This window comes from Cellulophaga baltica (assembly GCF_018861125.1).
Taxonomy (GTDB): Bacteria; Bacteroidota; Bacteroidia; order Flavobacteriales; family Flavobacteriaceae; genus Cellulophaga; species Cellulophaga baltica_A.
In genome coordinates this window covers 376778-401522 of the sequence record NZ_JAHKQN010000005.1, presented here as the reverse complement: position 1 = coordinate 401522, position 24745 = coordinate 376778, and the positions used below count along the sequence as shown (strand labels likewise).

Below are 24745 nucleotides of genomic sequence, written 5' to 3'. Positions count from 1 at the left end.
CTTTGTTGATAACACAATAGCTAAATCGTATATTGCGTTAGTAAGGAATTAGAATTTTATTTGACTAAATTTGCATAATATATAAAATATAAAAAAATGGCATTAGAAATAACAGACGCAACTTTTGACGAAGTAGTCTTAAAAAGTGATAAACCAGTAGTAGTTGATTTTTGGGCAGCATGGTGTGGACCTTGTAGAATGGTAGGGCCAATTATTGATGAAGTTAGTACAGAATATGAAGGTAAAGCCGTAGTTGGTAAGGTAGATGTTGATGCTAATCAGGAATTTGCAGCTAAATATGGTGTTCGTAACATTCCAACAGTATTAGTTTTTAAAGGAGGAGAAATTGTTAGCCGTCAGGTTGGGGTTTCACCTAAAAAAGTTTATACTGACGCTATTGAAGCAGCAATGTAAGATTACTTTCTTTTGATATATAAAAAAGGTTTGGCGAAAGTCAAACCTTTTTTGTTTTGTAAAATCTTATAATCGGTAGTTTCGTTACAATTGAATTTAGGGAATATTATAGCTACCTTTAAAATTATGAATATACAGTCTCAATTACATAATGCTTCATTATTTCAGAATTTAGAACTCTTAGCAAACCAAGTTGTTGAAGGTTTTGTTAGTGGTATTCATAAAAGTCCATTTCATGGTTTTTCTGCAGAATTTGCTGAGCATAAAATTTATAATAAAGGCAATAGTACTAAGCATATAGATTGGAAAATGTTTGCGAAGACTGATAAGCTGTACACTAAACGTTACGAAGAAGAAACAAACCTTCGTTGTCATATGATTTTAGATAATTCGGCTTCTATGTATTATCCTGAAATTGAAAACTTAGATTTAGATAATTTAAATAAAATAGGTTTTGGGGTTTTAGCGATAGCTGCTTTAATGAATATTTTAAAGCGACAGAGAGATGCTGTGGGTTTAAGCATATATTCTGATGAATATAACTTTTATAGCTCAGAAAAAGGCAGCGAGCGTCATCATCAAATGTTATTAGCGAAACTAAATGAAGTCTGTAAAAATAAAAACCCTTCAAAAGAATCAAAAACATATACCTATTTACATCAAATAGCGGAAAAGATAAAACGTAGAAGTTTAATTTTTTTATTTACTGATATGTTTCAGACTGATTCGGAAGATGAAAAATTGTTTGAAGCGCTACGTCATTTAAAATACAATAAGCATGAAGTTGTTTTATTTCATTTATTAGACAATAAGCATGAAGTAGATTTTGATTTTGAAAACACCCCAAAGCAGTTTTTTGATGTTGAAACAGGAGAAAAAATAAATTTATATGCCGATTCAATTAAACAAAATTATCAAAAAAGTATTCTTGAGTATAAAAAAAGTTTAAAATTAAAGTGCGGGCAATATAAAATTAAATATGTTGAAATTGATGTAAATGATTGTTTTTCAACGGTTATGAATACATACATGACAGAGCGCCAGAAATTTTTATAAATTTTTTTAATTTTTTCTTTAAAAAATGTTTGTAGAACCAAATAAGTGTCTTATATTTGCAACCGCTAAAAGCAACGGTTCGGTAGTTCAGTTGGTTAGAATACCTGCCTGTCACGCAGGGGGTCGCGGGTTCGAGTCCCGTCCGGACCGCCAACAGCAAAAGCCTTCAACGAAAGTTGAAGGCTTTTTGTTTTGTGAAGTTTTTTTATTGTTTGCTTATTATTCTTTATCAAAAAAGAACTCGTGTAATTCTATAAGACTTCCTCTTCCTATTTGAACCAAGTCTTTAGTAGCTTTTAAAAATATACCTAATGATCTTTCATTATAAATAAATTTCATTTCATCAGAATAATCAGTAGCAACATACATGTCTCCGGATAGTTTGTAAAAAGGTATAGTGAGTTTACTTTTAATTTTCACACCCTTATTAACGATTTTTCCATTTAATAAAGTTTGTTCAATATGGCTTCTGTTAGGTTCGCCAGATGCCACCTTTACATAAGAAACCATCATGTCGATCCATTTTGTTTTATCAATCAAAAACCACTTTATTTTATCAAAATCAATTCCGTATTCATTAATCCATCCGTGACTTGTGAAACCAAGTAATACAAACTTTTTACCATTCAACTCAGGTTCATCCATTGGTGAAAACTCTTGTATTTTAAAAGTAATTACAGATGTTGATGACATATCTTTTATTTTTTTTCCATCAAAGTCTAGAGTTTTTAGCGAAAAGCTCGTCATTTCAGGGTTATTAGCCAATAACCACTCTGTAGCAGTTAATTCCGCTCTTTCTTTCATTTGTTCTACTGCTCCAATTCCTGCTCCAATACCAACTAGTGCGCCAATAGCACCTGCAGTAACTGCACCTTTGCTTTGTGAAATTGAATGGTTAGGTGTTAATAAAATGAGAGTAATAAAAATTAATAATAATTGTTTCATTGTACTATATTTGATTAGTTAATTTATCCAAACATAATTACTTAAAAACTTTTTTCCTTACGGTTTTCCACAGTGTAATTAATTTTTTTTTTAATATGGGTTTATATTGTTTATTACCATTTTGGCAACGTAAAGTAAAAACTAGTTCCGTTGTTTAATGAGCTTTCAACTCTAATTTCACCACGGTTATTTTCAACCATTTCCTTACATAAAAGTAAGCCTAGTCCTGTTCCTTTTTCGTTATTAGTACCGTAAGTTGTGAAGGTTTCATTAGTATTAAAAATTTTAGTCAAGGCCTCATCACTTAACCCTATTCCAGTGTCTCTAATATAAATTTCCCATGTATCATTTAGCTCATTAGCTCCAATAGTAATATTTCCTTCTTTTGGGGTAAACTTAAGAGCATTACTCACAAGATTTCTAATAACAATACTTATTTGATTTCTATCAGCTATGGCAAAAGCAGAAGTGGGTATATCGTTTGTAACTGTTATCTGTTTTTGTTCAGCGGTTTTAGATAACAAATTTTTGTTTTGGCTTGCTATTGTATTTAAGTCTATATTTTCAAGATTAGTAACAATTCCATTTACTTGTGTTTGGCCCCAAGTAAGAAGATTGTTTAGTGTAAATGAAATACCATTCATATTTTCACCTAGTTTAGGTGCTAAACTCATAAACTCTTCCGTATTTATTTTTCCAAGCTCTAAAAGTTCAAAAATGCTTTTAAATGAGTTTATTGGCCCTTTTAAATCATGAGCAATTATTGAAAATAATTTTGATTTTGTGTCATTTGCATTTTTTAGAAAGGTTTCATTTTTTTTAAGTTCTTCAGTTTTATGAGTAAGTTTTTTGTTTAAATTTTCTTTAATTTTATTATTCTTTTTTAATATTATTATTATCATAAAAAATGCTATAATAATAATAATAGCTACATAAAAATAGTTTTTTTGCTGTGCTATTTTCTTCTCGTTTTCAAGTAAATACCTTTCTTTTTCTTGATCAAAAGCATATTTTGATTTTAATATTTGTAATTCTTTCTTGTTATTATTTTTGTTGATTGTATCTGAAATATTTTTTAATCCTTCAAGATATTCTAATGCTTTTGTGGGTTTATTTGTTTGCTTTTTAATTAAATAAAGTGTTTTTAAAATATCATCACGTTGATCAAGTGATTCAAATTTTTTACTCAACGCTAGTGCTTTTAAAGCACTTTTTTCTGCTTTTCCATACTGTTTTACACCTAAGTGCGCTTTTGCTATTCCATTATATAAAGGTATTTGGTACCTTTCAATGTCTATGTCTCCATATTTTAATTCACTTTTTTGAAACCATGTTAATGCTTTTTTAAAGTCTTCTTTTGCTAAATATATATTCCCTTTTAATTCGTAAGCAAAAGTTAACCAATCATCAAGTTGTAATTTTTCTAAAATTTGAATAGCTTCATCAATAGTTTCATCTGCTTTTTCTACATTATTGTCATTTAAATAGGTTGAAGTTAAATTGGTAAGTGTTATGGCAGTCATTCTTTCATTACCAGTTTTTTTATTTATTTCCATTGATTTTTTTAGAAAATAAATGCAATCCTTATACTCTTTTTGAATACTATATATAACAGTTATGCTTATATATAATGATGATAACCATGCATTTTCATTATTCTTTTTTGCAATTTCAATACTTTTGTAATATTGCTTTAATGCTTCGGTAAAATTTTCTTTGTGAGTATAGCCTATAGCTAAGCTACTTTTTGCTCTTAAAATCAATTTTATATTGTTTACTTTTTTAGCTTTTGTTAAAGCTTGAGCGTAAAGCTCCATAGCTTTTTCTTTATTATTATCAGAATAATAGTTGCCAAGAATTATTAAGCTTTGACTCTCGCCTTTAGTGTAGTTGATAGCTTTACTTAATTTAAAAGCTTCGTTACTAATTAATAATAGGCTGTCTAAATTATAATAACCAAAATCTTTTCCGTAACGATATAGCATGTTTATATATGTAGTATCTTTTTGGAAATTTGGTTTTAATTTAAACTGTTCAATTTTATGTTTTAAACTATCTTTTTCAGTGTTTTGCGCTTTTAAATTGTCAAAGCTTAATAAGCAAATCACAAATGAGAAAATACTATAACATATTCTTTTAAGATGTTTCATGATAAGTATATTAATTTTATTTAAAATCAAATATGTAGGAATTTTATTACAAAATTAATATATTTGTTTAATGTCAAATACTTTTGTTGGTCTAGAGCAAATTATATAAGTTAAGTTCTATAGAAGTGTCGATAAACGGTATTTTGTAATGTATTCTGTTACCGTTATATAGTTAAATAAACCTTCCACAACCCTTTTTGCTTAGTTGACAACAAAAGTAATTTTGTAAGAATACTTTATGTCTATTTTTATCAAGAATAATCAACCAAACCAAAAATAGAATGAAAAAATTAGTAGTAGTATTTGTTTTAGTATTTACAGGAATAGTATCATACGGACAAGAAGGATTGAAATTTGGAGTACAAGCAGGTTTACCATTAAGTGATTTTAATGATACTGTTGGTGTTGTTGTTGGTGCTGATTTTGGTCACATGTGGGCGTTAAACGAAACTTTTGATCTTGGTGTTATGGTGGGTTATATTCATGGCTTTCCTGAGAAATTTGATAATCAAGATTTGTTAGAAGACTTTCCGAGTGTTCAATTTTTACCACTATCTGCGTCATTACGTATTTGGCCATCAAATTCAATATCGTTTGGTGCTCAAGTTGGTCAGGCAATTGGTATTAATGATGGTAATGATGGTGGTTTTTATGTTAGACCACAATTAGGGATATTAATGAGTGCACAAACTGAAATTAACTTTTCATATACTTCAATAAGTTTAGAAGAAGCAAATTGGTCAACAATTACTTTTGGTATCATGTATACCTTACAACTTAAAAGACCCTACTAAACTGCCGTTTCTTATTATAACATAAATGTGCTGTATTTGTGTTATTTAGAATTATTATTATATGAAAATTCTTACTTTTGATTAAAATATTGTATTTTAACAATTAGAGATTAGCTCTTTAATCGTTTAAAATAAGTTTTACATTAAAATTACTTTTAAATATGTGTTTAAAAAGCATGACTTTCATTAGCTGTTAGTGTTTGTTAAATGTTTACTGATAGATGAAAGAATTTATAAAAAATAATTTAGTAAGAATACATATTGAGCCTCAATATAATGACTATGCAATGATAGCTTCAACATTGTGTAGCTGTTCGGTTGGTATAGTTTTAAATATTAATCCAAAAACTAAAGAATTTGATTTAAAAGGCTTGTTTGGTATTGATCAAACTGACGCTATTTTAAACGAACCTATTTTGCAAATATTATTAGGTGCTAACACTAAGTTTGAAGAACAAAAGGTATCAATTCTTAACTATAAATATTATGCTAGTTATGCTATTAAAAACAAAGGTGAAACTTATACAGAACTAGTCGTTTTAAATACGGAATATTTAAAATTATCAGAGAATCAAATTCAATCATTTAAAACAATAACAAAACAAGCTTCAGAATTTTTTTTTTCTGAGGAAGATGTAACTACGACTACTTTAATTAAGAGTAACGAGTTTTATGAAAACTGTTTAAGTTTAAATAATATTGGTTTATGGCAACTTGATGTTCCTACATTAACTTTTAAGCTAAGTGATGTAGGTTTAACAATGTTAGGTTATGATATTGATAATGACTTAGATTTTAGTTTTGATTCTTTCTTAGGTATTGTTTATGATAAAAATGAATGCAAATTATTTATAAACAAACTAATTAGCCAAGAAATTGATTCTTATGAGCATAAAATTAGGGTAAGACATAAAAAAGGTTACTGGAGTTGGACAAAAATTCACGGTAGAGTAACGAAATGGAATGAAAAAGGAAAACCTTTATTAGTTGAGGGTTTTATGGGTAACATTCATGATAATTATACATCTGAACTTCAATTTAAATCAATAATCGATTATGTCAATTGTTTGGCGTTTAGGCATATAATATTTGACGATAGAACAGAAGAAATTGTTCATTTGACTGATGGAACGGAAAAATTAATTGGTTATTCTAAAGAGGAATTGAACAATAATGTTACTCTTTTTTTGAATTCAATTCATGAAGATGATGTCGATAAGTTAAAAACTGTAATTAATAAGTGCCTAACTGATCATGTAGATTGGAATGAAGAGTTTAGAATTCATAATCATTTAGATAGTTCTGTACGTTGGGTCAAGGGTTATGGCAATACAATTGTTAATAATAATGGAAGTGTAAGTATTGATACTGTAATTGTTGATGTTACTTCAGATAAAGAAAAAAATGCAGAGTTTATCTATTTAAATGAGAAATTAAATCAAGCTCAAAACATTTCAAATCTTGGTTATTTTGAAGTTGACTATGTAAACGATACAGAGTATTGGTCTGATAAAATTTACGATATATTTGGATTATCAAAATCAGTTAAAAAATCTTTTGAAACTATTATTTCATTATTTTTTGATGAAGACCGAAAACTAATAATAAAAAAGTACGAAGATGCTCTTAAATTTGATAAAGAGTTTAAAAATGATAGTAAATTAAAAAGACCAAATGGAAAAGTTATTTGGGTAAGACATATTGGAAGTTTTACAAAAAATAAAAAAGGAGAATTACTTAAGTTTGAATGTACAGTACAAGATATTACAGATAGCAAAATAACTTCAATTGCTTTAGAAGATAGCATACAGCGTTATAACTATGTAATGCAAGCAACCAGTGATGCCGTTTGGGATCTAGATTTTGTTAATCAAAAGCTATATTGGGGAGATAATTATTATAAATTTTACGGGCATCCATCTCTAGAATCAGCAGAAGATAATTTAAAATACTGGGGCAATAGTATACACCCTGACGATAGAAAAAGAATTATTGATAGTTTTGATTCTTTTTTAGAAAGTAATGAAACTAATTGGGAGGGTCATTACCGTTTTGCGAATAGTGAAAATAATTATTTTCATGTTATAGATAAAGGCTTTATTATTCGTGATGAAAAAGGTGAGCCAGTCCGTATGGTTGGGGCAATACATGATGTAACAGATAAGTTAAAAGCCATTGAAGAGATAAAATGGTCTAAAGATCGTTTTGAAAAAATTGCAGAAGCTACTAATGATGCAATTTGGGAGTGGGATTTTATTAATAATAATGTGTTTCAAGGTCCTGGTTATTCTAAAATATTTGGGATTGAAGATTATAGCGCATCAGATGCTTTTGAAGTGTGGAAAAATAAAGTACACCCAGAGGATCTACCAGGAGTAATAGGAGCTTTAAAGCTACATAATGCAACCTGCGAAGAGAAAAATTTTAAAAACGAATATCGTTTTTTAAAAAAAGATGGTAGTTATGCAACTGTAGATTGTAGAGGTACTATAATGTACAATGATGAAGGAGATGCAGTACGGGTGTTAGGAGCTACTGAAGATATTACTGATAAACTAAAAGCTATTGAAGATATAAAAATATCTAACGAGCGGTTTGAGAGAATAACCAGTGCTACTTCTGATGCTATTTATGATATAGATTTTATTACTGGAAAAATTTTTAGAGGCGACAACTATAAAAAACTCTTTGGTTATTCATCAGTAGCAATGCTTAGTGATGATATAAATTATTGGGAAGATAGAATACACCCGGAAGATAGAAGTAGGGTTGTAAATAGTTACAAATTAAGTGTTGAGAAGGGAGGTGAAACTTGGGAAGAAGAATATCGTTTTAAAAATATAAATGATAAGTATTCTAATGTTTTAGATAAAGCTTTGTTTGTTCGTAATGCTAAAGGAGAGCCTATACGTATGGTTGGTGCCATGCAAGATGTAACGGATAAGCTACAAGCTATTGAAGATATTAAAATATCAAATGAGCGTTTTGAAAAAATAACAAATGCTACCTCAGATGCTATTTATGATATTGATTTTGTTTCTGAGAACGTATTTAGAGGCGATAACTATAAAAAACTTTTTGGGTATTCACATGAAGAGATGCTAACCGATACAGCAAAAGGAACTTTTTGGGAATCTAAAATTCATCCAAATGATAGAAAAAGAGTTGTTAGTAGTTGTGAAAGTAGTATAGCGGGAAATGATCTTAACTGGGAAGAAGAATATCGTTTTAAAAATATAAATGACGAATATTCATATGTTATAGATAAAGCACTTTTTGTTCGAAACAATAAAGGAGAATTACTACGAATGGTGGGCGCTATACAAGACGTGACTGAGAAAATCAAAGCCATCGAAGAGGTAAGAAGATCTAATGAACGTTTTGAGAAAATTGCAGAAGCTACTAATGATGCAATTTGGGATTGGGATGTAAAAAATAATTATTTGTACCAAGGTCCAGGGTATTATGAGTTATTTGGGCATGAGCACAATGAAAATTTAGATGCTTTTGAAGTCTGGAAAAGTCAAGTTCACCCAGAAGACATATCAAAAATTATTGATAGTATTAAATTATACAATCCAGGCGTTGAAGAACATTTTTTTAAAAATGAATATAGATTTTTAAAAGCAGACGGAACTTATGCAAATGTTGAAGATAGAGGTACTGTAATTTATGATAAGAAAGGAAATGCTGTAAGGTTATTAGGGGCAACACAAGATATTACTGAAAAACTAAGGTCAATTGAGCAAATAAAGCAAGCCAATGAACGTTTTGAAAAAATTGCAGAAGCTACAAATGATGCTATTTGGGATTGTGATCTTGAAAAAAATACAGTAGTGTATGGTTATAGTCATTTTAGGTTATTTGGTTATAAGGAGCTGAAAGAAGATGATGCATTTCAAGTTTGGAAACAACGAATTCATCCAGATGACTACGAGCGAGTGGGTTCAATAATTGAAGGTGTTTTACAACCAGGTGGAGACAATTATTTTAATATAGATTATCGTTATTTAAAAGCAGATGGTTCTTATGCGAATGTAACCGACCGTGGTAGTGTAATTACAAATGATAAAGGCGAAGCTATTAGAATGGTTGGTGCTTTTCAAGATATATCAGACAGAACAAAGTATGAAGAGTCATTAAAAGAATTGAATTATAGTTTAAAAGTACAAGCAACAGAATTAAGTAGGTATAATGAAGAATTAGAGCAGTTTGCATACGTGGTTTCTCATGATTTACAGGAGCCATTAAGAATGATAACTAGCTTTTTAACTCTTTTAGAAAAAAAGTATAATGAAGTAATTGATGATGATGGTAAAAAATACATTCACTTTGCTGTTGATGGAGCCAAAAGAATGCGGCAAATTATATTAGACCTACTTGATTTTTCAAGAGTAGGTAGAAGTGATGATGAACTAGAAACTCTAGATTTAAATATTCTAGTTGATAATATTAAATTAATATTTCAACAAGAGATTGAAGCTAAGCATGCAAAAATTTCAATAGAAAAATTGCCTATAATTAAAAGTTATAAAGTTTTAATAGAGCAATTGTTTCAAAACTTAATGGGCAACGCTCTTAAGTATCAAAAAGAAGAAAATTCTCCAGTGGTTTCTGTGTCTTATGAAGATATTGGTACGCACCATAAGTTTGTGATTAGTGATAATGGTATTGGTATTGATACTGAATATTATGATAAAATTTTTGTAATTTTTCAACGCCTGCATGGCAGAAACACATATAACGGTACGGGAATAGGATTAGCGTTAGCTAAAAAAATTATTGATACCCTTGAAGGTGAAATTTGGGTTGAAAGTGAATTAGGTGTGGGTTCTAATTTCTTTTTTACCATAAAAAAGAAAAATAATATATTAAACTAGTACATGAAGAGTATTACAATATTACTTGTAGAAGATAATGAAGGAGATGTTTTATTAACTACAGAAGCATTGGCTGATTGTAAAATTACCAATAAATTAAAAGTGGTAAATGATGGAGAAGAAGCATTAAATTTCATATTTAAAAAAGGTGAGTTTGAGAATGAGCCAACACCTAATATGATTTTATTAGATGTTAATTTGCCCAAAAAAAACGGACATGAGGTATTGCAAAAGATAAAGAGTAGTGATGAGTATAGGCATATACCAATAATTATGCTAACAACATCATCTTCAGTTGTTGACGTTAAAAAAGCATATGCGAATTATGCAAATTGCTTTATCACCAAACCAGTTGAATCCCATCATTTTATTAATGCTGTAAAAGAGATTGAAAGTTTTTGGATCAATATAGTGCAGTTGCCTAAATAGTTTTATGATTAAAGATAAATCAATATATAAAATATTAATCATTGAAGATAACCCAGGTGATTTGTATCTTTTTAAAGAGTATTTAAAAGATCAAATTATAAGCCCAGAGATTTCTTCTGCAAAAAATTTTGAAGAAGCTATAGCTATACTATCGTCGGAGGTAAATAATGTTTTTGATATTATATTTTTAGATTTATCGTTACCTGATAAAAAAGGGGAAGATCTCATATTAGAAATTGTAAAGCTTAGTTCTAAAAAACCAATTGTTGTACTTACAGGGTATTCTGATATACAGTTTAGTATAAAATCACTTCATTTAGGTGTTTCCGATTATTTAGTTAAAGACGATATTACGGCTTTAACATTATATAAAAGTTTACGTTATAATATTGAGCGTAGTAAGTATATAGCTCAAATAGAACAATCAGAGGAAAGGTATGCAGACTTATTTCATTTAAGTCCGCAACCCATGTTTATTTACGATGTAGAAACGCTTCAATTTATTGATGTAAATAAGGCATCAGTTGATAGTTATGGGTATACTCATGATGAGTTTTTAGCGATGACAATAAAAGATATTCGACCTAAAGACGATGTGGGAATATTGAAAAGTATACTCAATAAAGTTGATATTAATAAAACGATAAATATTGATAAATATATTAGGCATCAGAAAAAAGATGGAACTATAATTTATGTGGAAATTACAAGCAACTTAATACCTAGAAAAAATAAGTCAGTAAGGGTGGTTTTGGCCACAGATGTAACTAGCAGGGTAAAATATACAGAAGAGATTATAAATCAAAACGAGCGTTTAAAAGAAATTGCTTGGATACAATCTCATGTTGTTAGAGCTCCATTAGCTCGGTTAATGGGCATCATACATTTATTGAGATTAGAAGAAGATAAAAAGCACGAAAAATCTCATTTTCTTTTTGATGAGGCACTCAAGGCAACAGATGAATTAGACGAGATAATTAGAGATATAACAGAAAAGACCTCTAATATTGATATAAACGAAGACAAAGATGAAATTTGAGATATTACTAGTTGATGATGACCCTATAGTACAGTTTTTACATAAATCTGTATTAATAGAATGTAACCTTCCTGATCAAAAATTATTTTCAAATGGTGAATTAGTGTTAAACTATATCATAGAAAATAAAGATAATGATACTATGTTTTTAATATTACTTGATATTAACATGCCAATTATGAATGGTTGGGAGTTTTTAGAGCAACTAAGAAGTCATGTGCTTAAACCTATTTTAAAGGTTATTATAGTTACTTCTTCAATTGATTCTGTTGATAAAGAAAAGGCGAAAAAATACCCTGAAGTATTTGAGTTTTTTGAAAAACCCTTAGAGAATAAAATGATTTTAGCTTTAGAAGAAGATGATGATTTGAAATCTTTTATATGTAAAAGTTAATCTCCTTTTTTATTTACTAAACCTTTTGTAAACTCATTTAAGGTTTCTACTTTTTCTTCAAAATCTCCTTTTATAGTTTTTCTAAATTCATTTAAGTTTTTTACTAAATCGTCAATATTTTCAGGAATAACATCTTCAAAAAATTGTCGTAAACGTTTCGCTGTTGTTGGCGATTTTCCATTTGTAGAGATAGCTACTTTTACATTACCTTTTGTAACAATACCACCCATATAAAAATCACAGAACGGTGGATTGTCAGCAACATTTACTAATATGTTTTGTGCCCTACAATCATGATAAACCTGTTCGTTAACTGGTACATTATCTGTAGTAGCAATAGCAATGTGCTTGTTTTCTAAAAATGAACTATCATATGGAGCAATGTTCATTTTTATACCATACTTAGTAGCTAAAGTAATAGTTTCTTCTCTAAACATGGGTGAAACCATTTCTACTTGCGCATCAGGACTAGATTTTAATAAGAAAGTTAATTTTTCTAGTGCCACATTTCCACCACCAACAATAAGTATGTTTAAGTTAGAAACTTTAAGAAACACAGGGTATAGGTTATTACGTTCCATTGTAAATAAAATTAGTATCTATGAATTAATTGTCTTTTTTTAAAATAACAATTAACTCAAAGATACTGTTTATAAATTTTTTGTAATAATTAAAGCAAACGATTAGTCATTTTCGTTGGTCTGTGCTTCTAAATTTAATGACATAGCATCAATATGCTTATCAGAATGTGTTTTCGCTTTTTTAAAAGCTCTAATTGCATTGGGAATGTATGAAAGCAATAAAATTGAAACACCTGTAGTTAAAATTACAACGGGATCTACAAATATTTCACTGAATGAAAATATCCCGATAATTAATAACGTTGAAAATGGTAGCGAACATGCTAAAACATTAACGGCAAAATCAATATCAAATGTTGGTTTTTTTTGATCGTCTTTTTCTTCTAATACAGATATTGCGCTCATGTGTGCAAATGGCCAAAAGCTACATGAACTTTGCGGAAATACAATTAAAAAAAGAATCATACTTGCACCTAAGGCAGGGAAAAGAAAAACAAAGATTGCTGATAATAAAAATGTGATTCCAGCTCTTCTAGCTAATAATGATAATATTAAACCAAACTCGTTAGCATTTATTCGTACTGCCATACCAATGAATAAAAGGACCAAGGGCGCCATTATTGCACTCAGTTTAGTAATAGTGTTTCCTAAAAAGTTAGGTAAACTAGAGAGTGTAAAACCAAAACCTAAAAGTACTAAAGCAATAATCATTACAAGATTGATTGGTTCGTTAATCATTGAAATTAAAAGCCCTTTAATCTTTTTGTTCATTGATTTTTTTTCTTTTTTTATAGAACGTATGTTATACCAATGCATAGCTAACATATACAAAAGTATAAGAACAAATATTTTATTACCTACATCAGCGAGTGCTGCCAAGGCTAAATGGTCGTCACCCAAATACACTACTATAAAAGGGAAACATGATAAACCAGGTGCTAAAGACGGTAAAAGCATCATAATAGTTCTCTTTCTTGCATTATCTCCAGATGGAAGTACAGTGCTTAAGTAATATTTAGAAGCCAAAAGCATCAAAAGATTAAAAGCTAAAGCTAGTACCGGAAATATTAATAGTGAACTTTCTAGTTTTATTTTTAATAATGCTACAAAAATTACTGCAGGTAGGGCAACGCTTAAAATTACGACCTTAACCCCTTTTAAATCATTTTTAGCAACTTTTTTCTGTAAAAAAACACCAACCGCTATAATTAACAAGAGTTCTAATGTTTTTTGAAATGCAATATTCATAATTGAGGGTTTAAGAAATTATAGTTGTTATATACTCTAAAAAAGTCAATGGGCCACAGGAGTTGGCATAGTAAATTATGTCAACTCGTGGACCAATTAACAAACTTAGATAAGCACTTTTTCTAAGGCTGTAGTAAACAATTTCATTTCATCCATAGTACCCATACTTACACGACACCAATTTTTATCAAAAAACTCAAATGCACGTACACCAACTTTTTGAGCAGTCATTTTTTCTAAGAATTTTTTACCTTCCATTTCAATTGGGAATATGATAAAACTAGTAGAAGAGGGTACGTATTTAAAGCCCATTCGGTCTAATTCTGTATACACATATTCTCTACACTCTTTATTTAGGTCTCTAGATTTATTTTGGAATTCAGTATCATCCATACTTGCTGTAGCGGCATATATTGATGGAAATGAAATACCCATACCACCTCTAGTAATTTTTTGAATAATTCCTAAAGTTTCAGGTAATGCAACTGCGTAACCAACACGTAGACCAGCCATACCATGAATTTTAGAGAATGTTCTAGCAACAATGATATTTTTACCTTCTTTGATTAAAGAAACCATGCTTTTCGCTGCACTATCACCAAGAAAACCTAAGTAAGCCTCATCAACAAAAATTGGAACTTTATCAGAAACTCTTTTGCAAAAATCAAGTAGCTCGTCATGATCTGTCATGCTTCCTGTTGGATTATTTGGATTACAGATATATACTAGTTTAGTTTCACTGTCAATAGCTGCTTCCATCGCTTTTAAATCATGCGACCAGTCTGGTTTTAAAGGAATGGCTTTCCATTCAGCTCCAGTTGCTTGAGCAACTTTGATTAATGACATGTAAGAAGGGTCAGCAGAAACAATATTTCCTCCGTGTTGAAAGAATACCATTGCAGTTTTTTCCAACAAATCAGACGAACCAGGGCCCATCATAATATTTTCTTGCGTTACACCTTCTTCTAAGGCAATTTTGTCCATTAAATCAAACAACTCAGTCCAAGCATAACGATTACCTCTATATGCATTTTCGCCAATTGCAGCGATTGCTTTAGATGATGGTCCATAAGGGTTTTCATTTGCGTTTAATTTAGCAGCAAGTTCCAAAGGTTTTGTTGCATTTTCAGGTAAAAATTCTTTAAAAAATGGAGTGTAGGATATATTGCCTTGCGCATCTAAATCTAATGGTTCAGATGCAAATGCTCCGTAAGATAAATAAGGTGCAGCTACAACACCTGCAGCGGTGAGGGCTCCTCTTTTTAACCAATCTCTTCTGTTTACTTTTGTTTTCATATTCGTGCTTATTATGTTAAAAATTCTAACTCTGTTCTACAGGCTCAGCATTTTCGCCTAAATCACCACTAGCTACTATAGTTCCTGTACCGTCACTTGAATAAATATTTAAATGACTATCCATAGTTAAAATAGAATCATAAAAATCAGTGTCTGTGATAACAAAGAATTTTGTTTCTCCTAATTCGCCATAATAATTTAATAGGGGTAATGCTTCTGTTGTATCGCCATCGCCATCAATATCATCAGAATCAACTTCAGTAGTTGATTCTCCATATTGATAAATAAACCCTTCAACATCTGATAATTCTACCATTGTTGTAGTTTCTGTTCCAATTGCTCCGGCTACAATTTCACTAGGGTATAACTCTTGGTATTCTGTATTGTAAACAGATACTTGAACTAAGGTTTGATTTAGGCTTGTTTGCCAAAAAACTATTCTCCCATAAATATTTGTGCCAGTTGGGTCAGTAGAGTTAACTGTGTAGGCAATATAATCTGTTAATGTTCCACCACCATCTGCAGTAGTTGTATCTGCATCTAACTGATCTACCTCACATGAGGCAAGAAATAGAATGATGAAAAGTATGCAAAGTTGTTTTATATAGATTTTAATCATGATATGTTTTTTAAATTAATAATAATTAGAAAGAAAAACTCATTCTACCAAAGAAATAGGCGCCATTAGAGCCTTGCTGGTAATTAGAATATAAATAGAAACCTCTATTTGCAGCAATAAGAATATCTGGATAATTATTAAAAATATTATTCCCACCAACCGTTAAACTAACATGTTCTGTAGCTTTATAAGTAAGTCCTATGTCTGTTACAAACTGCTTTGAAAAAGTTTGGTCGTCATATAAGCCATTAGAATCTAGTGTATTGTCTAAGGTAGTTACCTCACCATATAGCGTACCACGTAACATACCTGACCATTTGCCAATTGAATAAGTTGCGGAACCAATTAAATTAGTATTTGGTGTTCCTGTTTCGAACTGACCAATACTAGATCTATCGACATATTTAGCTTCTAATTCTTCATCAGTTAATGTTGTGTTTAAATCTGGTACATTAGAATTTTCAAATGTATTTTTTCTAAATACTCCTGATGCCATTAAACCTAACATACCTTCTCCGATACGTTCATTATAGTTGGCAACAATCTCGATACCTTTTGTGCTAACATCACCACCATTAATTCTAAAAGAAGCTAACCCAGAGCCAATTACTGGTTCTAGTGCTGGAGCATCAGTTGCGCTAAATGTGCTTGTTTCAAAAATTCGATCATCAATTTTAATAGAATAAGCATCTACAGTCAATTCTATTTTGTTAAATAATTTAGTGGTAAAACCAAGACTAAAATTAGTAGATTTTTCTTCAGTTAATTGTGGTATGCCTAATGCTCTTGCTGCACTACTTGAATTTTGATATGTAGTTGCATCAAATGGATCTAAACCTACAAAGAATGTAAATGTATGTGAGTAGTTTAATTCTTGCAATGAAGGTGCTCTAAAACCTGAACTAAAAGAGCCTCTTACAGCAAAGTTATCTGTGATAGAATATCTTGTTGCAAACTTACCTGTGAATACGCCACCGAAATCAGAGTAATTCTCAGTTCTAAATGCAGTACTTACAAACCATTTGTCAGTAACATCCAATTCCATATCTAAATATAAAGCGGTAACTGAGCGATATTCATCACTTTCATTAGTTGGAGCAAAACCCCTAAAACATTGGCAGTTAGCAGAATATTGTTTGTTGAATGATTGACTTACACCAGCATATTCTAAAACGGTTGCATCACCATTTTCATCAACTAAGGGTTGAGAGTCTATATCTTCTAACGGGAAACCGTCAGGACCTAAAAGAACTTCATTGTCTTCTGTGGCAGTGTAAATACCAGCGTCGCCAGCTTCATAACTTTCTTCTTGGCCTGCTATAATTTTGTAGTTTTCAACACGTAGTTCTGTACCTATTGCAATATTAAACCCTGAAAGAATATCATCGTAATATCTTGAGATATCAAAATTCATGGTGTTTTGAGCAAAACTATGAGTACCTAAATTCATTTCTGTAGGAGACTCAGACTGTAAGCTTGCATTGAATGTATTGAACATGTCAAAAGTCATTTTGTTTCTTCCAAATGTGTTACTGAAGTCAAAATCAAAATCACCTAATTTACCATCAATTCCACTAGTAAAACCTATATTAGTTTGTGTAGTTGTAATTTGCGGTCTAAATCCGTTAGGGTATAAATCGTAATTAGCTCTATCTGTTTGCGCAGGTCTTCTAAAGAAACAACTAAAAGCATCAGTATATTTATAACCAAAATCTCCAAAAGAATAGAAGTTTGTGTTCTCATTAATTGGTAATTCCATATGGTATGAAATAACTCCTAGATTTGATCCTGCAGAACCAGCAAAAGTTGAAAAATCTTTAGCGGTTAAACCTCTTGCCGCCATTAAACCAGCATCCGTTGTAAGTGTTGCTGCTAAATCTGTATCACCAGCTGCTTGAGCGGCAACTAATTCTGGGTTGGTAATAATTACATTACCATCTGTATCTGTTCTTTGATTATTCAAATAAGATTCTCCGTAAGGTGTAGCATCACTAATATTAGGTCTTATTGTTTTTTCTGCTTGGCGGTATGTACCTGTAACATTTATGTAACCACCGTTATCAAAACCTAAACCATAATTGGCTGATAACTGATAATTAAATCCATCAGCTTCTGTATCAGATAATAAATCTTGGTTTTCTTCACTTATGTCAGAATCACTCAAATCGGGAGCTTTGTTAGGATAACCACCCATAGTTAAACTTCCACTAAATTTATTTGTTCCTTTTTTAAGAACTACGTTCATAACACCGGCAATGGCATCTGAACCATACTGTGCAGAAGCACCGTCTCTTAAAATTTCTACTCGTTCAATAGATTCAGGAGCAATAAAACTCATATCTACGGCATTTGCAGCACTTCCGGTTTGTGAAGCAGCAAGTAATGCAGAGGTATGTCTACGTTTTCCGTTTACCAAAACTAACATTTGGTTTGGCGCTAAACCTCTTAGGGTTGGTGGATCTACTGAAGAAGATAAATCTCCACCTTGCGATTTAAAAGCACTAAATGATGGTGCTGAAGCAACCAACATTTCTGCTAGACCTAGTTGTGGCATGTTAATACTTTGTGTAGCGATGTTTATAACATCAACTGGCGAGGCTGTTTCTAGTTTTGTTCTAGCTTGTCCTCTTGATCCTACAACAACCATTTCATCTAATTGTTGGGCTGTAGCAGCCAACTGAATTGTAATGTAAGTTTTATTATTAATAGCTATTTCTTTTGAAGCATAACCTAATGATGAAAAGGTCAATGTTCCAGTTGACGGTGCGACTATTTCAAATTCACCATCAAAATTTGTTACGGTACCTTTGCTAGTACCTTTTACGACAACATTTGCTCCTGCTAATGGTTCACCGGTGTCATCGGTAATCTTTCCTTTTATATCAATTTCTTGAGCAGAAAGCACAGAAAAGGAGCCAAATAGTAATAATGTGAGTAAGAGTTTATTCATTTTCAGAGGGTTATGGTTATTAAAATAATGGTTGCAAAATCATTAGCCTTCTCGTTAGCTATATAGTTTTGTAAACATCAATAGTTTTTCTAAAAACAAAAGTTCCGGAACTTTTACTAAGGTAATTAAAACGTAAAATTTACGTTACTCAATATTAATTATTGTTTTTGATATATAAAAATCAATAAAAAACAAAAATGACTGAATAAAATGTATGTATTTTGTGTGTTTATAGAATATTTTATATTTTCACCTGTTTTCATTAATGATTTTTACAGAATGAATATTTGGCTCTTTTACAAATTGTCAAATTCGCAATTAATCTCACTTTTTATTATTGTCAAATTTTAATAATTATCTTAAATAAATTATATAATATTTATTTTTTTACTTTTTTTATTGATTATATTTAATTTTAATAAGTTTTTTTGCAGGTGATTTTTCTTCTTATTTTAGGTGTAAAGGGCTGTTATTAAGTGATGTAAATTTATTCTTTTATATATTTCGTAAAGTTGGACTACAAATAGTATAAACAATTACTTATGAATAATAGTTGTTTGGCAATTAATATCAAATGTATTTTTTTATTTTAAAATCGTAAACTGACATTTGTCATATTTATTTTGACTTATTGCCAGTAGGTTTGTAGCAAATAAATTACAAATGTGCAGTTTAGTTCAAAAATATAATATACCAGGTCCTCGATATACAAGTTACCCAACTGTTCCGTATTGGGATATGAATTCTTTCTCAGGAAAAAAATGGGAAGAAACATTACAAAAAAGCTTTTCAGCGAGTAATGCTACTGAGGGTATAAGTTTATACATTCATTTACCTTTTTGTGAAAGTATGTGTACATTTTGTGGTTGTCACAAACGTATTACTAAAAGAAACGATGTTCAAATACCATATATACAAACGGTATTGAAAGAGTGGGAACTATATTGCAAACTATTTGATGAGAAACCAGTTGTTAAAGAATTACATCTTGGTGGTGGAACACCAACTTTTTTCTCACCAGAAAATTTAAAATACTTAATAAACGGAATTTTAAAAACTGCAGTAAAAGCTAATAATCATGAATTTAGTTTTGAAGGCCATCCAAACAATACGACAAAAGAGCACTTACAAGCTTTATATGATGTAGGGTTTAGGCGTGTGAGTTACGGTGTACAAGACTATAATGAGAAAGTACAAAAAGCAATACACAGAATACAACCGTTTGAGAATGTAAAAAATGTTACCGATATAGCGCGTGAGATTGGGTATACCTCAATTGGTCATGATATTATTTTTGGTTTACCACATCAAACCCTTGAAGATGTTGAAGCTACTATTTTAAAAACAAAAAGTTTAAAACCAGATCGTTTAGCTTTTTATAGTTATGCTCATGTGCCTTGGATAAAAGGTAACGGTCAGCGTGGTTATAATGAGGCAGATTTACCTAGTGCCGATGAAAAACGAGAGCAATATGAAAATGGAAAAAAATTGCTCGCTGAGGTTGGTTATAAAGAAATAGGAATGGATCATTTTGCTTCAAAAACAGATAGTTTATATAAAGCATTAGATAATAAAAAATTACATCGAAATTTTATGGGGTATACTGCTTCAAAAACTCAGCTAATGATTGGTTTAGGGGCTTCAAGTATAAGCGATAGTTGGTATAGTTTTGCACAGAATGTAAAAAGTATTGAAGAGTATCAGCATTTGGTAGAAAATAACATAATTCCTATTTATAGAGGACACATTTTAAGTGATGAAGATAAAATTATCCGTCAGCATATTTTAGATTTAATGTGTCATTTTAAGACTGAAATAAAAGTTAACGAAGCTTCTTTTTTTAATGCTAATCTTGTATTAAAAAAACTGAAAGAAATGGAGGCTGATCAATTAATTGAGATTAATAACAATATAATTCAAGTAACAAAAAAGGGAATGCCATTTATTAGAAATATATGTATGGCATTTGATATGCATTTACACAGAAAAGCTCCAGAAACTAGGCTTTTTTCAATGACAATTTAAATATTCAACTTAAAAAAATAAATACCATGAAAAACATTATCGTACCTGTAGATTTTTCGATTCAATCAGAAAATGCATTAAAAGTAGCAGCTTCTCTTGCAAAAAAACATAATTCTGTAATTTATGCAATGCATATGTTAGAGTTAAACCAAGCATATATATCATCAACAGAAGGTTTTCAACCAGAACAGACCGTTTTTTTAATGAAACTAGCGGAAAAGCGTTTTCAAGACTTTATTAAAAAACCATATTTAGATGGTATCACAGTAAAACCTGTAATTAAACATTTTAAAGTTTTTAGTGAAGTTAATGAAGTTGCAGAAGCGAATAATGCAGACCTTGTGATTATGGGTTCACATGGTGTTGATGGATTGATGGAGGTCTTCGTGGGCTCTAATACAGAAAAGGTAGTTAGAAATTCAGACACTCCAGTATTAGTTGTAAAGCATGACATGGAAAATTTTGCGCCAAGCAAAATGGTTTTTGCTTGCGATTTAGAAGAAGAAAATATTCATGCTTACCAAAGAGCAAAATATATTGCGGCACAATTTTCAATTGATTTGCATTTATTATATGTAAATACACCTGCCGATAATTTTTTAAGTACTGAAGCTATTAAAGGTAAAATTGAAAAATTTTCTACGGCAGTAGGGCCAGAGCTCCTAGATGTAAAAGTATATAACGATTATAATGTCGAAAAAGGTGTTATTAATTATGCAGAAGCGGAAAATATAGATATTATAGGAATACCTACACACGGTAGAAAAGGGTTATCTCATTTTTTTATGGGTAGTATAGGTGAGGATATTGCTAATCATTCGACAATACCAGTGGTTACATTTAAGATCTAGTTTAGTTGGTTGAATTGTTGTTGAAAAGGGAATGTTTTTTATAAATATTCCCTTTTTTATTTAGTTCTGTGTTGAAAAATTTTCATGTACAGCATCGTATTCATTTGTCGAGCTCTGTTTTTAGCAATAAAAGCGGTATCACCAGTATATAACTCATCAATAGTTTCAAACCATAAATTTAACCAAAGCCCGAAATGTTCAGGACTTACAGTATGGTTCATTTTATCATCAACATCGTTATGCGCTTTAATTGGGTTGCCGTGATATTTTCTTTTTAAGAATAATTGTGTTTCCCAAAAATTAGTAAGTAACTCTAAATGACTTTCCCAATCGGTAATAATACCATTAAAAATAGGACCCAAAACAGTATCTTTTCGAACCTTTGCATAAAAGCTTCGAACCAATTTACTTACATCAGTTCTATTTTCTAGTTCTTTTTGAGCCATAAGTTTTTGTGGTTTGTGAGTATGAAGGTACTTAATTTACATGACATTCCATCGTTGCTGAAACAACTTCGGTTATAGGTTTTGGTGATACATAAGGTATTCCTAAACTTAGGCCTCTTAAAATAAATAAAGCGCCAATGAGTACTACAAATACAGGAATTAGTTTTTGTATTTTTTGTTTCAAACCGTTTTTAAGTAAACTACTAAAGTAGATTGCTGTTGTCATTAATGGAATAGTTCCTACGCCAAAAAGTGTCATGTAAAGGGCCCCTTGTAAAGGTGAACCCATTGCAATTGCACCAAAAAGTGCCATATATACTAATCCGCAAGGTAAGAACCCATTTAAGAAACCTATAGTTAAAAAAGTATCAGGTGTTTTCTTTTGAAGTTCTTTACCAAGTTTATTTTTTACTTTTCCTATAATCTTATAGATTGGTTTTGATAGGTTGAATTTATTAAGTTTTTGGTGTGGAATTAAGACAACTATTATCATTAAAACTCCAATAGCAATCGATAGTTTTTGTTGCATACCAAAAACAAATAGCCCTTTACCAAGCAAGCCAAAAATTAAGCCTAAAATACTATAAGCAAGCAACCTTCCGAAATGATAAATAAAAATCTGACTTATTTTTTTAAAATTACTAGATCTATCAACTGGAAGCATAAAGGCAATTGGTCCGCACATACCTACGCAGTGTAAACTCCCCATAAAACCTAATATGATTGCAGCTAGTAGCATAGTTTAATATGTAATATTTTCTTTAAATAAATAGTCTTCATCATTGTATTTCCAGGTAACTTTAATGTCCCATCGACCTTCCAATAAACGTTTGTCAGGTATGAGCAAATTGGAGTCAGAAATACTTATGGGAAAGTAAAAATCCAAGTGTTTATTAGAAGGTCTGTATAGAGACACTGTTCCTGTTATACTCTTATAGTCAATATTATCTGGAAATTTTAATTGTAAGCCATCAGCAGTTTTTTGCATTGTAACAACAGCATTATTATGTATTGAATTATTCTCAGCATCAATCTCTTGTTGGTAAGCTAATTCAGCTTTATAGTATTCTGGAGTTACTAAATCGTGATTGGCACGATCATCCATACTCATTCTAATTATAAAAAATAGAATAAAACTTATAAAACCAATAATAGCAATTACAATTCCGGTTCCCCAATTAATCTTCATGATTTCTTTCTTTTAAAATATTATTTATAGCTTCTTGGAGCTAAAAATGAAGTTGTAGTAGTTTCTATTAATTTGTCGCCACTATAAACCCCGATTTCAAGTTTTTCTTTATCGTCTTTTAATGCACTATTGTTAATTTCAATAAATAACGTACCTTCAGATAAATCTTGAGCAGGAACATCAAAATCTTCGTGTCTGACTAATATAATATTTCCTTTATGTGATAGTAATTTAAAATGTACATCATCAACATTTTTAGTTGTTTTATTAATTAGTTTATAAGTGAAAACATTACTTATTACATTGTTTGGTTTGTGTTCATATAATTGGCCAGGTAATCTTAAAATAGTGGCTTCAAGATCATTTCTTAAAAACAACATACCTACAAGAATACCAGTTAAAATAAAAAGTACTGCAGTATACCCTTTTAAACGAGGAGTGAATTTAAATTTTTCCTTTTTTACGATTTCATCTTCACTCGCATACCTAATTAATCCTTTAGGTAAGTTTACTTTATCCATTATAGTATTGCACTCGTCAATACAGGCAGTACAGTTTACACACTCTAGTTGAGTACCATTTCTAATATCAATACCCGTAGGGCATACATTTACGCATTGGTTACAGTCAATACAATCACCATTACCTAATGCATTTCTATCTTCACTTTTACGAAATTTTTTACGACCATTTTCACCTTCACCTCTTTTGTGATCATAAGCAACCACAATTGATTTGTTGTCTAATAAAACGCCTTGCATACGACCATAAGGACAAGCAATGATACACACTTGCTCTCTAAACCAGGCAAATATGAAATAGAAAACACTGGTAAATATTAATAATGACACTAAAGTTCCGACATGCTGTAAAGGGCCATCAATTACATATCTAATCAAGCGATCACTACCTATTAAATAAGCAAGAAAAACATTTGCAATTAAAAATGATATAATAAAAAATAGAAACCATTTTAAAGTTCTCTTTCTTATTTTTTCAGCATTCCATTCTTGTCTATCTAACTTTATTTGAGCACCTCTGTCACCATCAATCCAGTATTCAATTCTACGGAAAACCATTTCTAAAAATATGGTTTGCGGACACATCCATCCACAGAAAATACGACCAAAAGCAACAGTAAATAAAGCTATAAAGACAACTCCAATAATCATTGAAATAACAAACAAATGAAAGTCTTGTGGCCAAAACGGAAATCCAAAAATATTGAACCTACGCTCTAAAACATTAAACATCAAAAATTGGTTTCCATTTATTTTTATAAATGGAGAAGCTACTAAAAATAACAACAAGGCGTAGCTAACATACTTACGATATTCGTATAATTTTCCACTTGGTTTTTTTGGATATACCCAAGCTCTTTTACCATCTTCGTTAATAGTACCAATAGAATCTCTAAAATGTTCGCTGTCTTGAGCCAT

At 30.5% G+C, this 24745-nt stretch carries 20 protein-coding genes and 1 tRNA gene; 10 read left to right on the top strand and 11 right to left on the bottom strand.

The features are described 5' to 3' along the window. The first annotated feature begins 96 nt into the window (after positions 1-96). The 3 genes from trxA to KO500_RS02480 all read left to right on the top strand — a co-directional run bounded on the left by trxA (position 97) and on the right by KO500_RS02480 (position 1623). Positions 97-414: a thioredoxin gene (trxA, locus tag KO500_RS02490; RefSeq protein ID WP_215954915.1), complete on the top strand. Its 318-nt coding sequence runs from the start codon at positions 97-99 to the stop codon at positions 412-414. A 126-nt stretch (positions 415-540) separates the two neighbouring features. Next, positions 541-1470 carry a DUF58 domain-containing protein gene (locus KO500_RS02485; RefSeq protein WP_215954914.1) on the top strand — a complete coding sequence of 310 codons (930 nt, stop codon included), beginning with the start codon at positions 541-543 and terminating at the stop codon, positions 1468-1470. A 76-nt stretch (positions 1471-1546) separates the two neighbouring features. Then, a tRNA-Asp gene (locus KO500_RS02480) sits at positions 1547-1623 on the top strand. A gap of 66 nt (positions 1624-1689) precedes the next feature. Here KO500_RS02480 and KO500_RS02475 read toward each other — a convergent pair. Both KO500_RS02475 and KO500_RS02470 read right to left on the bottom strand, forming a co-directional pair. Next, complete coding sequence (locus KO500_RS02475) at positions 1690-2415, bottom strand: hypothetical protein (protein WP_215954913.1); 726 nt, start codon at positions 2413-2415, stop codon at positions 1690-1692. A 113-nt stretch (positions 2416-2528) separates the two neighbouring features. Beyond that, positions 2529-4565 carry a tetratricopeptide repeat-containing sensor histidine kinase gene (locus tag KO500_RS02470; RefSeq protein WP_215954912.1) on the bottom strand — a complete coding sequence of 679 codons (2037 nt, stop codon included), beginning with the start codon at positions 4563-4565 and terminating at the stop codon, positions 2529-2531. 281 nt (positions 4566-4846) lie between these two features. Here KO500_RS02470 and KO500_RS02465 point away from each other — a divergent pair, with 281 nt between their 5' ends. The 5 genes from KO500_RS02465 to KO500_RS02445 all read left to right on the top strand — a co-directional run bounded on the left by KO500_RS02465 (position 4847) and on the right by KO500_RS02445 (position 12101). Continuing rightward, entirely contained in the window at positions 4847-5359 is a 513-nt protein-coding gene (locus KO500_RS02465) for a hypothetical protein (protein WP_215954911.1), read from the top strand. Between the two features lie 221 nt (positions 5360-5580). Next, positions 5581-10239, top strand: a complete 4659-nt coding sequence (locus KO500_RS02460; RefSeq protein WP_215954910.1) for a PAS domain-containing protein — start codon at positions 5581-5583, stop codon at positions 10237-10239. 3 nt (positions 10240-10242) lie between these two features. Continuing rightward, positions 10243-10668, top strand: coding sequence for a response regulator (locus tag KO500_RS02455; RefSeq protein WP_215954909.1), 426 nt, complete (start codon positions 10243-10245; stop codon positions 10666-10668). 4 nt (positions 10669-10672) lie between these two features. Next, a complete protein-coding gene (locus tag KO500_RS02450; RefSeq protein ID WP_215954908.1) occupies positions 10673-11707 on the top strand; it encodes a response regulator in 1035 nt (344 codons plus the stop codon). Next, complete coding sequence (locus KO500_RS02445) at positions 11697-12101, top strand: response regulator (protein WP_215954907.1); 405 nt, start codon at positions 11697-11699, stop codon at positions 12099-12101. The genes KO500_RS02450 and KO500_RS02445 overlap by 11 nt, the downstream gene beginning before the upstream one ends. Here the strand turns inward: KO500_RS02445 and KO500_RS02440 are convergent. The 5 genes from KO500_RS02440 to KO500_RS02420 all read right to left on the bottom strand — a co-directional run bounded on the left by KO500_RS02440 (position 12098) and on the right by KO500_RS02420 (position 18795). Beyond that, positions 12098-12682, bottom strand: coding sequence for a precorrin-2 dehydrogenase/sirohydrochlorin ferrochelatase family protein (locus tag KO500_RS02440; protein ID WP_215954906.1), 585 nt, complete (start codon positions 12680-12682; stop codon positions 12098-12100). The two genes, KO500_RS02445 and KO500_RS02440, sit on opposite strands and share 4 nt — an antisense overlap. Positions 12683-12784: 102 nt before the next feature. Then, on the bottom strand, positions 12785-13930 hold the full coding sequence (locus tag KO500_RS02435; RefSeq protein WP_215954905.1) for an AEC family transporter: 1146 nt from the start codon (positions 13928-13930) through the stop codon (positions 12785-12787). 105 nt (positions 13931-14035) lie between these two features. Then, entirely contained in the window at positions 14036-15226 is a 1191-nt protein-coding gene (locus KO500_RS02430; protein ID WP_215954904.1) for a pyridoxal phosphate-dependent aminotransferase, read from the bottom strand. A 25-nt stretch (positions 15227-15251) separates the two neighbouring features. Next, positions 15252-15845, bottom strand: a complete 594-nt coding sequence (locus tag KO500_RS02425; RefSeq protein ID WP_215954903.1) for a hypothetical protein — start codon at positions 15843-15845, stop codon at positions 15252-15254. Positions 15846-15870: 25 nt separating this feature from the next. Next, a complete protein-coding gene (locus tag KO500_RS02420) occupies positions 15871-18795 on the bottom strand; it encodes a TonB-dependent receptor (protein ID WP_215954902.1) in 2925 nt (974 codons plus the stop codon). Positions 18796-19458: 663 nt separating this feature from the next. Here KO500_RS02420 and hemN point away from each other — a divergent pair. Both hemN and KO500_RS02410 read left to right on the top strand, forming a co-directional pair. Further along, a complete protein-coding gene (gene hemN, locus KO500_RS02415) occupies positions 19459-20820 on the top strand; it encodes an oxygen-independent coproporphyrinogen III oxidase (RefSeq protein WP_215954901.1) in 1362 nt (453 codons plus the stop codon). Between the two features lie 26 nt (positions 20821-20846). Continuing rightward, complete coding sequence (locus tag KO500_RS02410; protein ID WP_215954900.1) at positions 20847-21671, top strand: universal stress protein; 825 nt, start codon at positions 20847-20849, stop codon at positions 21669-21671. Between the two features lie 56 nt (positions 21672-21727). On the opposite strand, the gene KO500_RS02405 is transcribed toward KO500_RS02410, so the two are convergent. The 4 genes from KO500_RS02405 to ccoG are packed head-to-tail and all read right to left on the bottom strand — an operon-like array spanning position 21728 to position 24745. Then, positions 21728-22117 (bottom strand): group III truncated hemoglobin, encoded by a 390-nt coding sequence (locus KO500_RS02405; RefSeq protein WP_215954899.1) that lies wholly within the window; start codon positions 22115-22117, stop codon positions 21728-21730. Positions 22118-22148: 31 nt separating this feature from the next. Then, positions 22149-22856 (bottom strand): sulfite exporter TauE/SafE family protein, encoded by a 708-nt coding sequence (locus KO500_RS02400; RefSeq protein ID WP_215954898.1) that lies wholly within the window; start codon positions 22854-22856, stop codon positions 22149-22151. Between the two features lie 3 nt (positions 22857-22859). Continuing rightward, positions 22860-23306: a FixH family protein gene (locus KO500_RS02395; RefSeq protein ID WP_215954897.1), complete on the bottom strand. Its 447-nt coding sequence runs from the start codon at positions 23304-23306 to the stop codon at positions 22860-22862. Positions 23307-23326: 20 nt separating this feature from the next. Beyond that, positions 23327-24745 carry a cytochrome c oxidase accessory protein CcoG gene (gene ccoG / locus KO500_RS02390; protein WP_215954896.1) on the bottom strand — a complete coding sequence of 473 codons (1419 nt, stop codon included), beginning with the start codon at positions 24743-24745 and terminating at the stop codon, positions 23327-23329.

Bases quoted from the DNA above. Each gene is read 5' to 3' on its own strand.
- KO500_RS02400 (WP_215954898.1), bottom strand. From the start codon at position 22,856: ATGCTACTAGCTGCAATCATATTAGGTTTTATGGGGAGTTTACACTGC.
- KO500_RS02405 (WP_215954899.1), bottom strand. From the start codon at position 22,117: ATGGCTCAAAAAGAACTAGAAAATAGAACTGATGTAAGTAAATTGGTT.
- KO500_RS02455 (WP_215954909.1), top strand. From the start codon at position 10,243: ATGAAGAGTATTACAATATTACTTGTAGAAGATAATGAAGGAGATGTT.
- trxA (WP_215954915.1), top strand. From the start codon at position 97: ATGGCATTAGAAATAACAGACGCAACTTTTGACGAAGTAGTCTTAAAA.
- KO500_RS02485 (WP_215954914.1), top strand. From the start codon at position 541: ATGAATATACAGTCTCAATTACATAATGCTTCATTATTTCAGAATTTA.
- KO500_RS02450 (WP_215954908.1), top strand. From the start codon at position 10,673: ATGATTAAAGATAAATCAATATATAAAATATTAATCATTGAAGATAAC.
- KO500_RS02460 (WP_215954910.1), top strand. From the start codon at position 5,581: ATGAAAGAATTTATAAAAAATAATTTAGTAAGAATACATATTGAGCCT.
- KO500_RS02395 (WP_215954897.1), bottom strand. From the start codon at position 23,306: ATGAAGATTAATTGGGGAACCGGAATTGTAATTGCTATTATTGGTTTT.
- KO500_RS02470 (WP_215954912.1), bottom strand. From the start codon at position 4,565: ATGAAACATCTTAAAAGAATATGTTATAGTATTTTCTCATTTGTGATT.
- KO500_RS02475 (WP_215954913.1), bottom strand. From the start codon at position 2,415: ATGAAACAATTATTATTAATTTTTATTACTCTCATTTTATTAACACCT.
- KO500_RS02420 (WP_215954902.1), bottom strand. From the start codon at position 18,795: ATGAATAAACTCTTACTCACATTATTACTATTTGGCTCCTTTTCTGTG.
- KO500_RS02425 (WP_215954903.1), bottom strand. From the start codon at position 15,845: ATGATTAAAATCTATATAAAACAACTTTGCATACTTTTCATCATTCTA.
- KO500_RS02435 (WP_215954905.1), bottom strand. From the start codon at position 13,930: ATGAATATTGCATTTCAAAAAACATTAGAACTCTTGTTAATTATAGCG.
- hemN (WP_215954901.1), top strand. From the start codon at position 19,459: ATGTGCAGTTTAGTTCAAAAATATAATATACCAGGTCCTCGATATACA.
- ccoG (WP_215954896.1), bottom strand. From the start codon at position 24,745: ATGGCTCAAGACAGCGAACATTTTAGAGATTCTATTGGTACTATTAAC.
- KO500_RS02440 (WP_215954906.1), bottom strand. From the start codon at position 12,682: ATGGAACGTAATAACCTATACCCTGTGTTTCTTAAAGTTTCTAACTTA.
- KO500_RS02445 (WP_215954907.1), top strand. From the start codon at position 11,697: ATGAAATTTGAGATATTACTAGTTGATGATGACCCTATAGTACAGTTT.
- KO500_RS02430 (WP_215954904.1), bottom strand. From the start codon at position 15,226: ATGAAAACAAAAGTAAACAGAAGAGATTGGTTAAAAAGAGGAGCCCTC.
- KO500_RS02410 (WP_215954900.1), top strand. From the start codon at position 20,847: ATGAAAAACATTATCGTACCTGTAGATTTTTCGATTCAATCAGAAAAT.
- KO500_RS02465 (WP_215954911.1), top strand. From the start codon at position 4,847: ATGAAAAAATTAGTAGTAGTATTTGTTTTAGTATTTACAGGAATAGTA.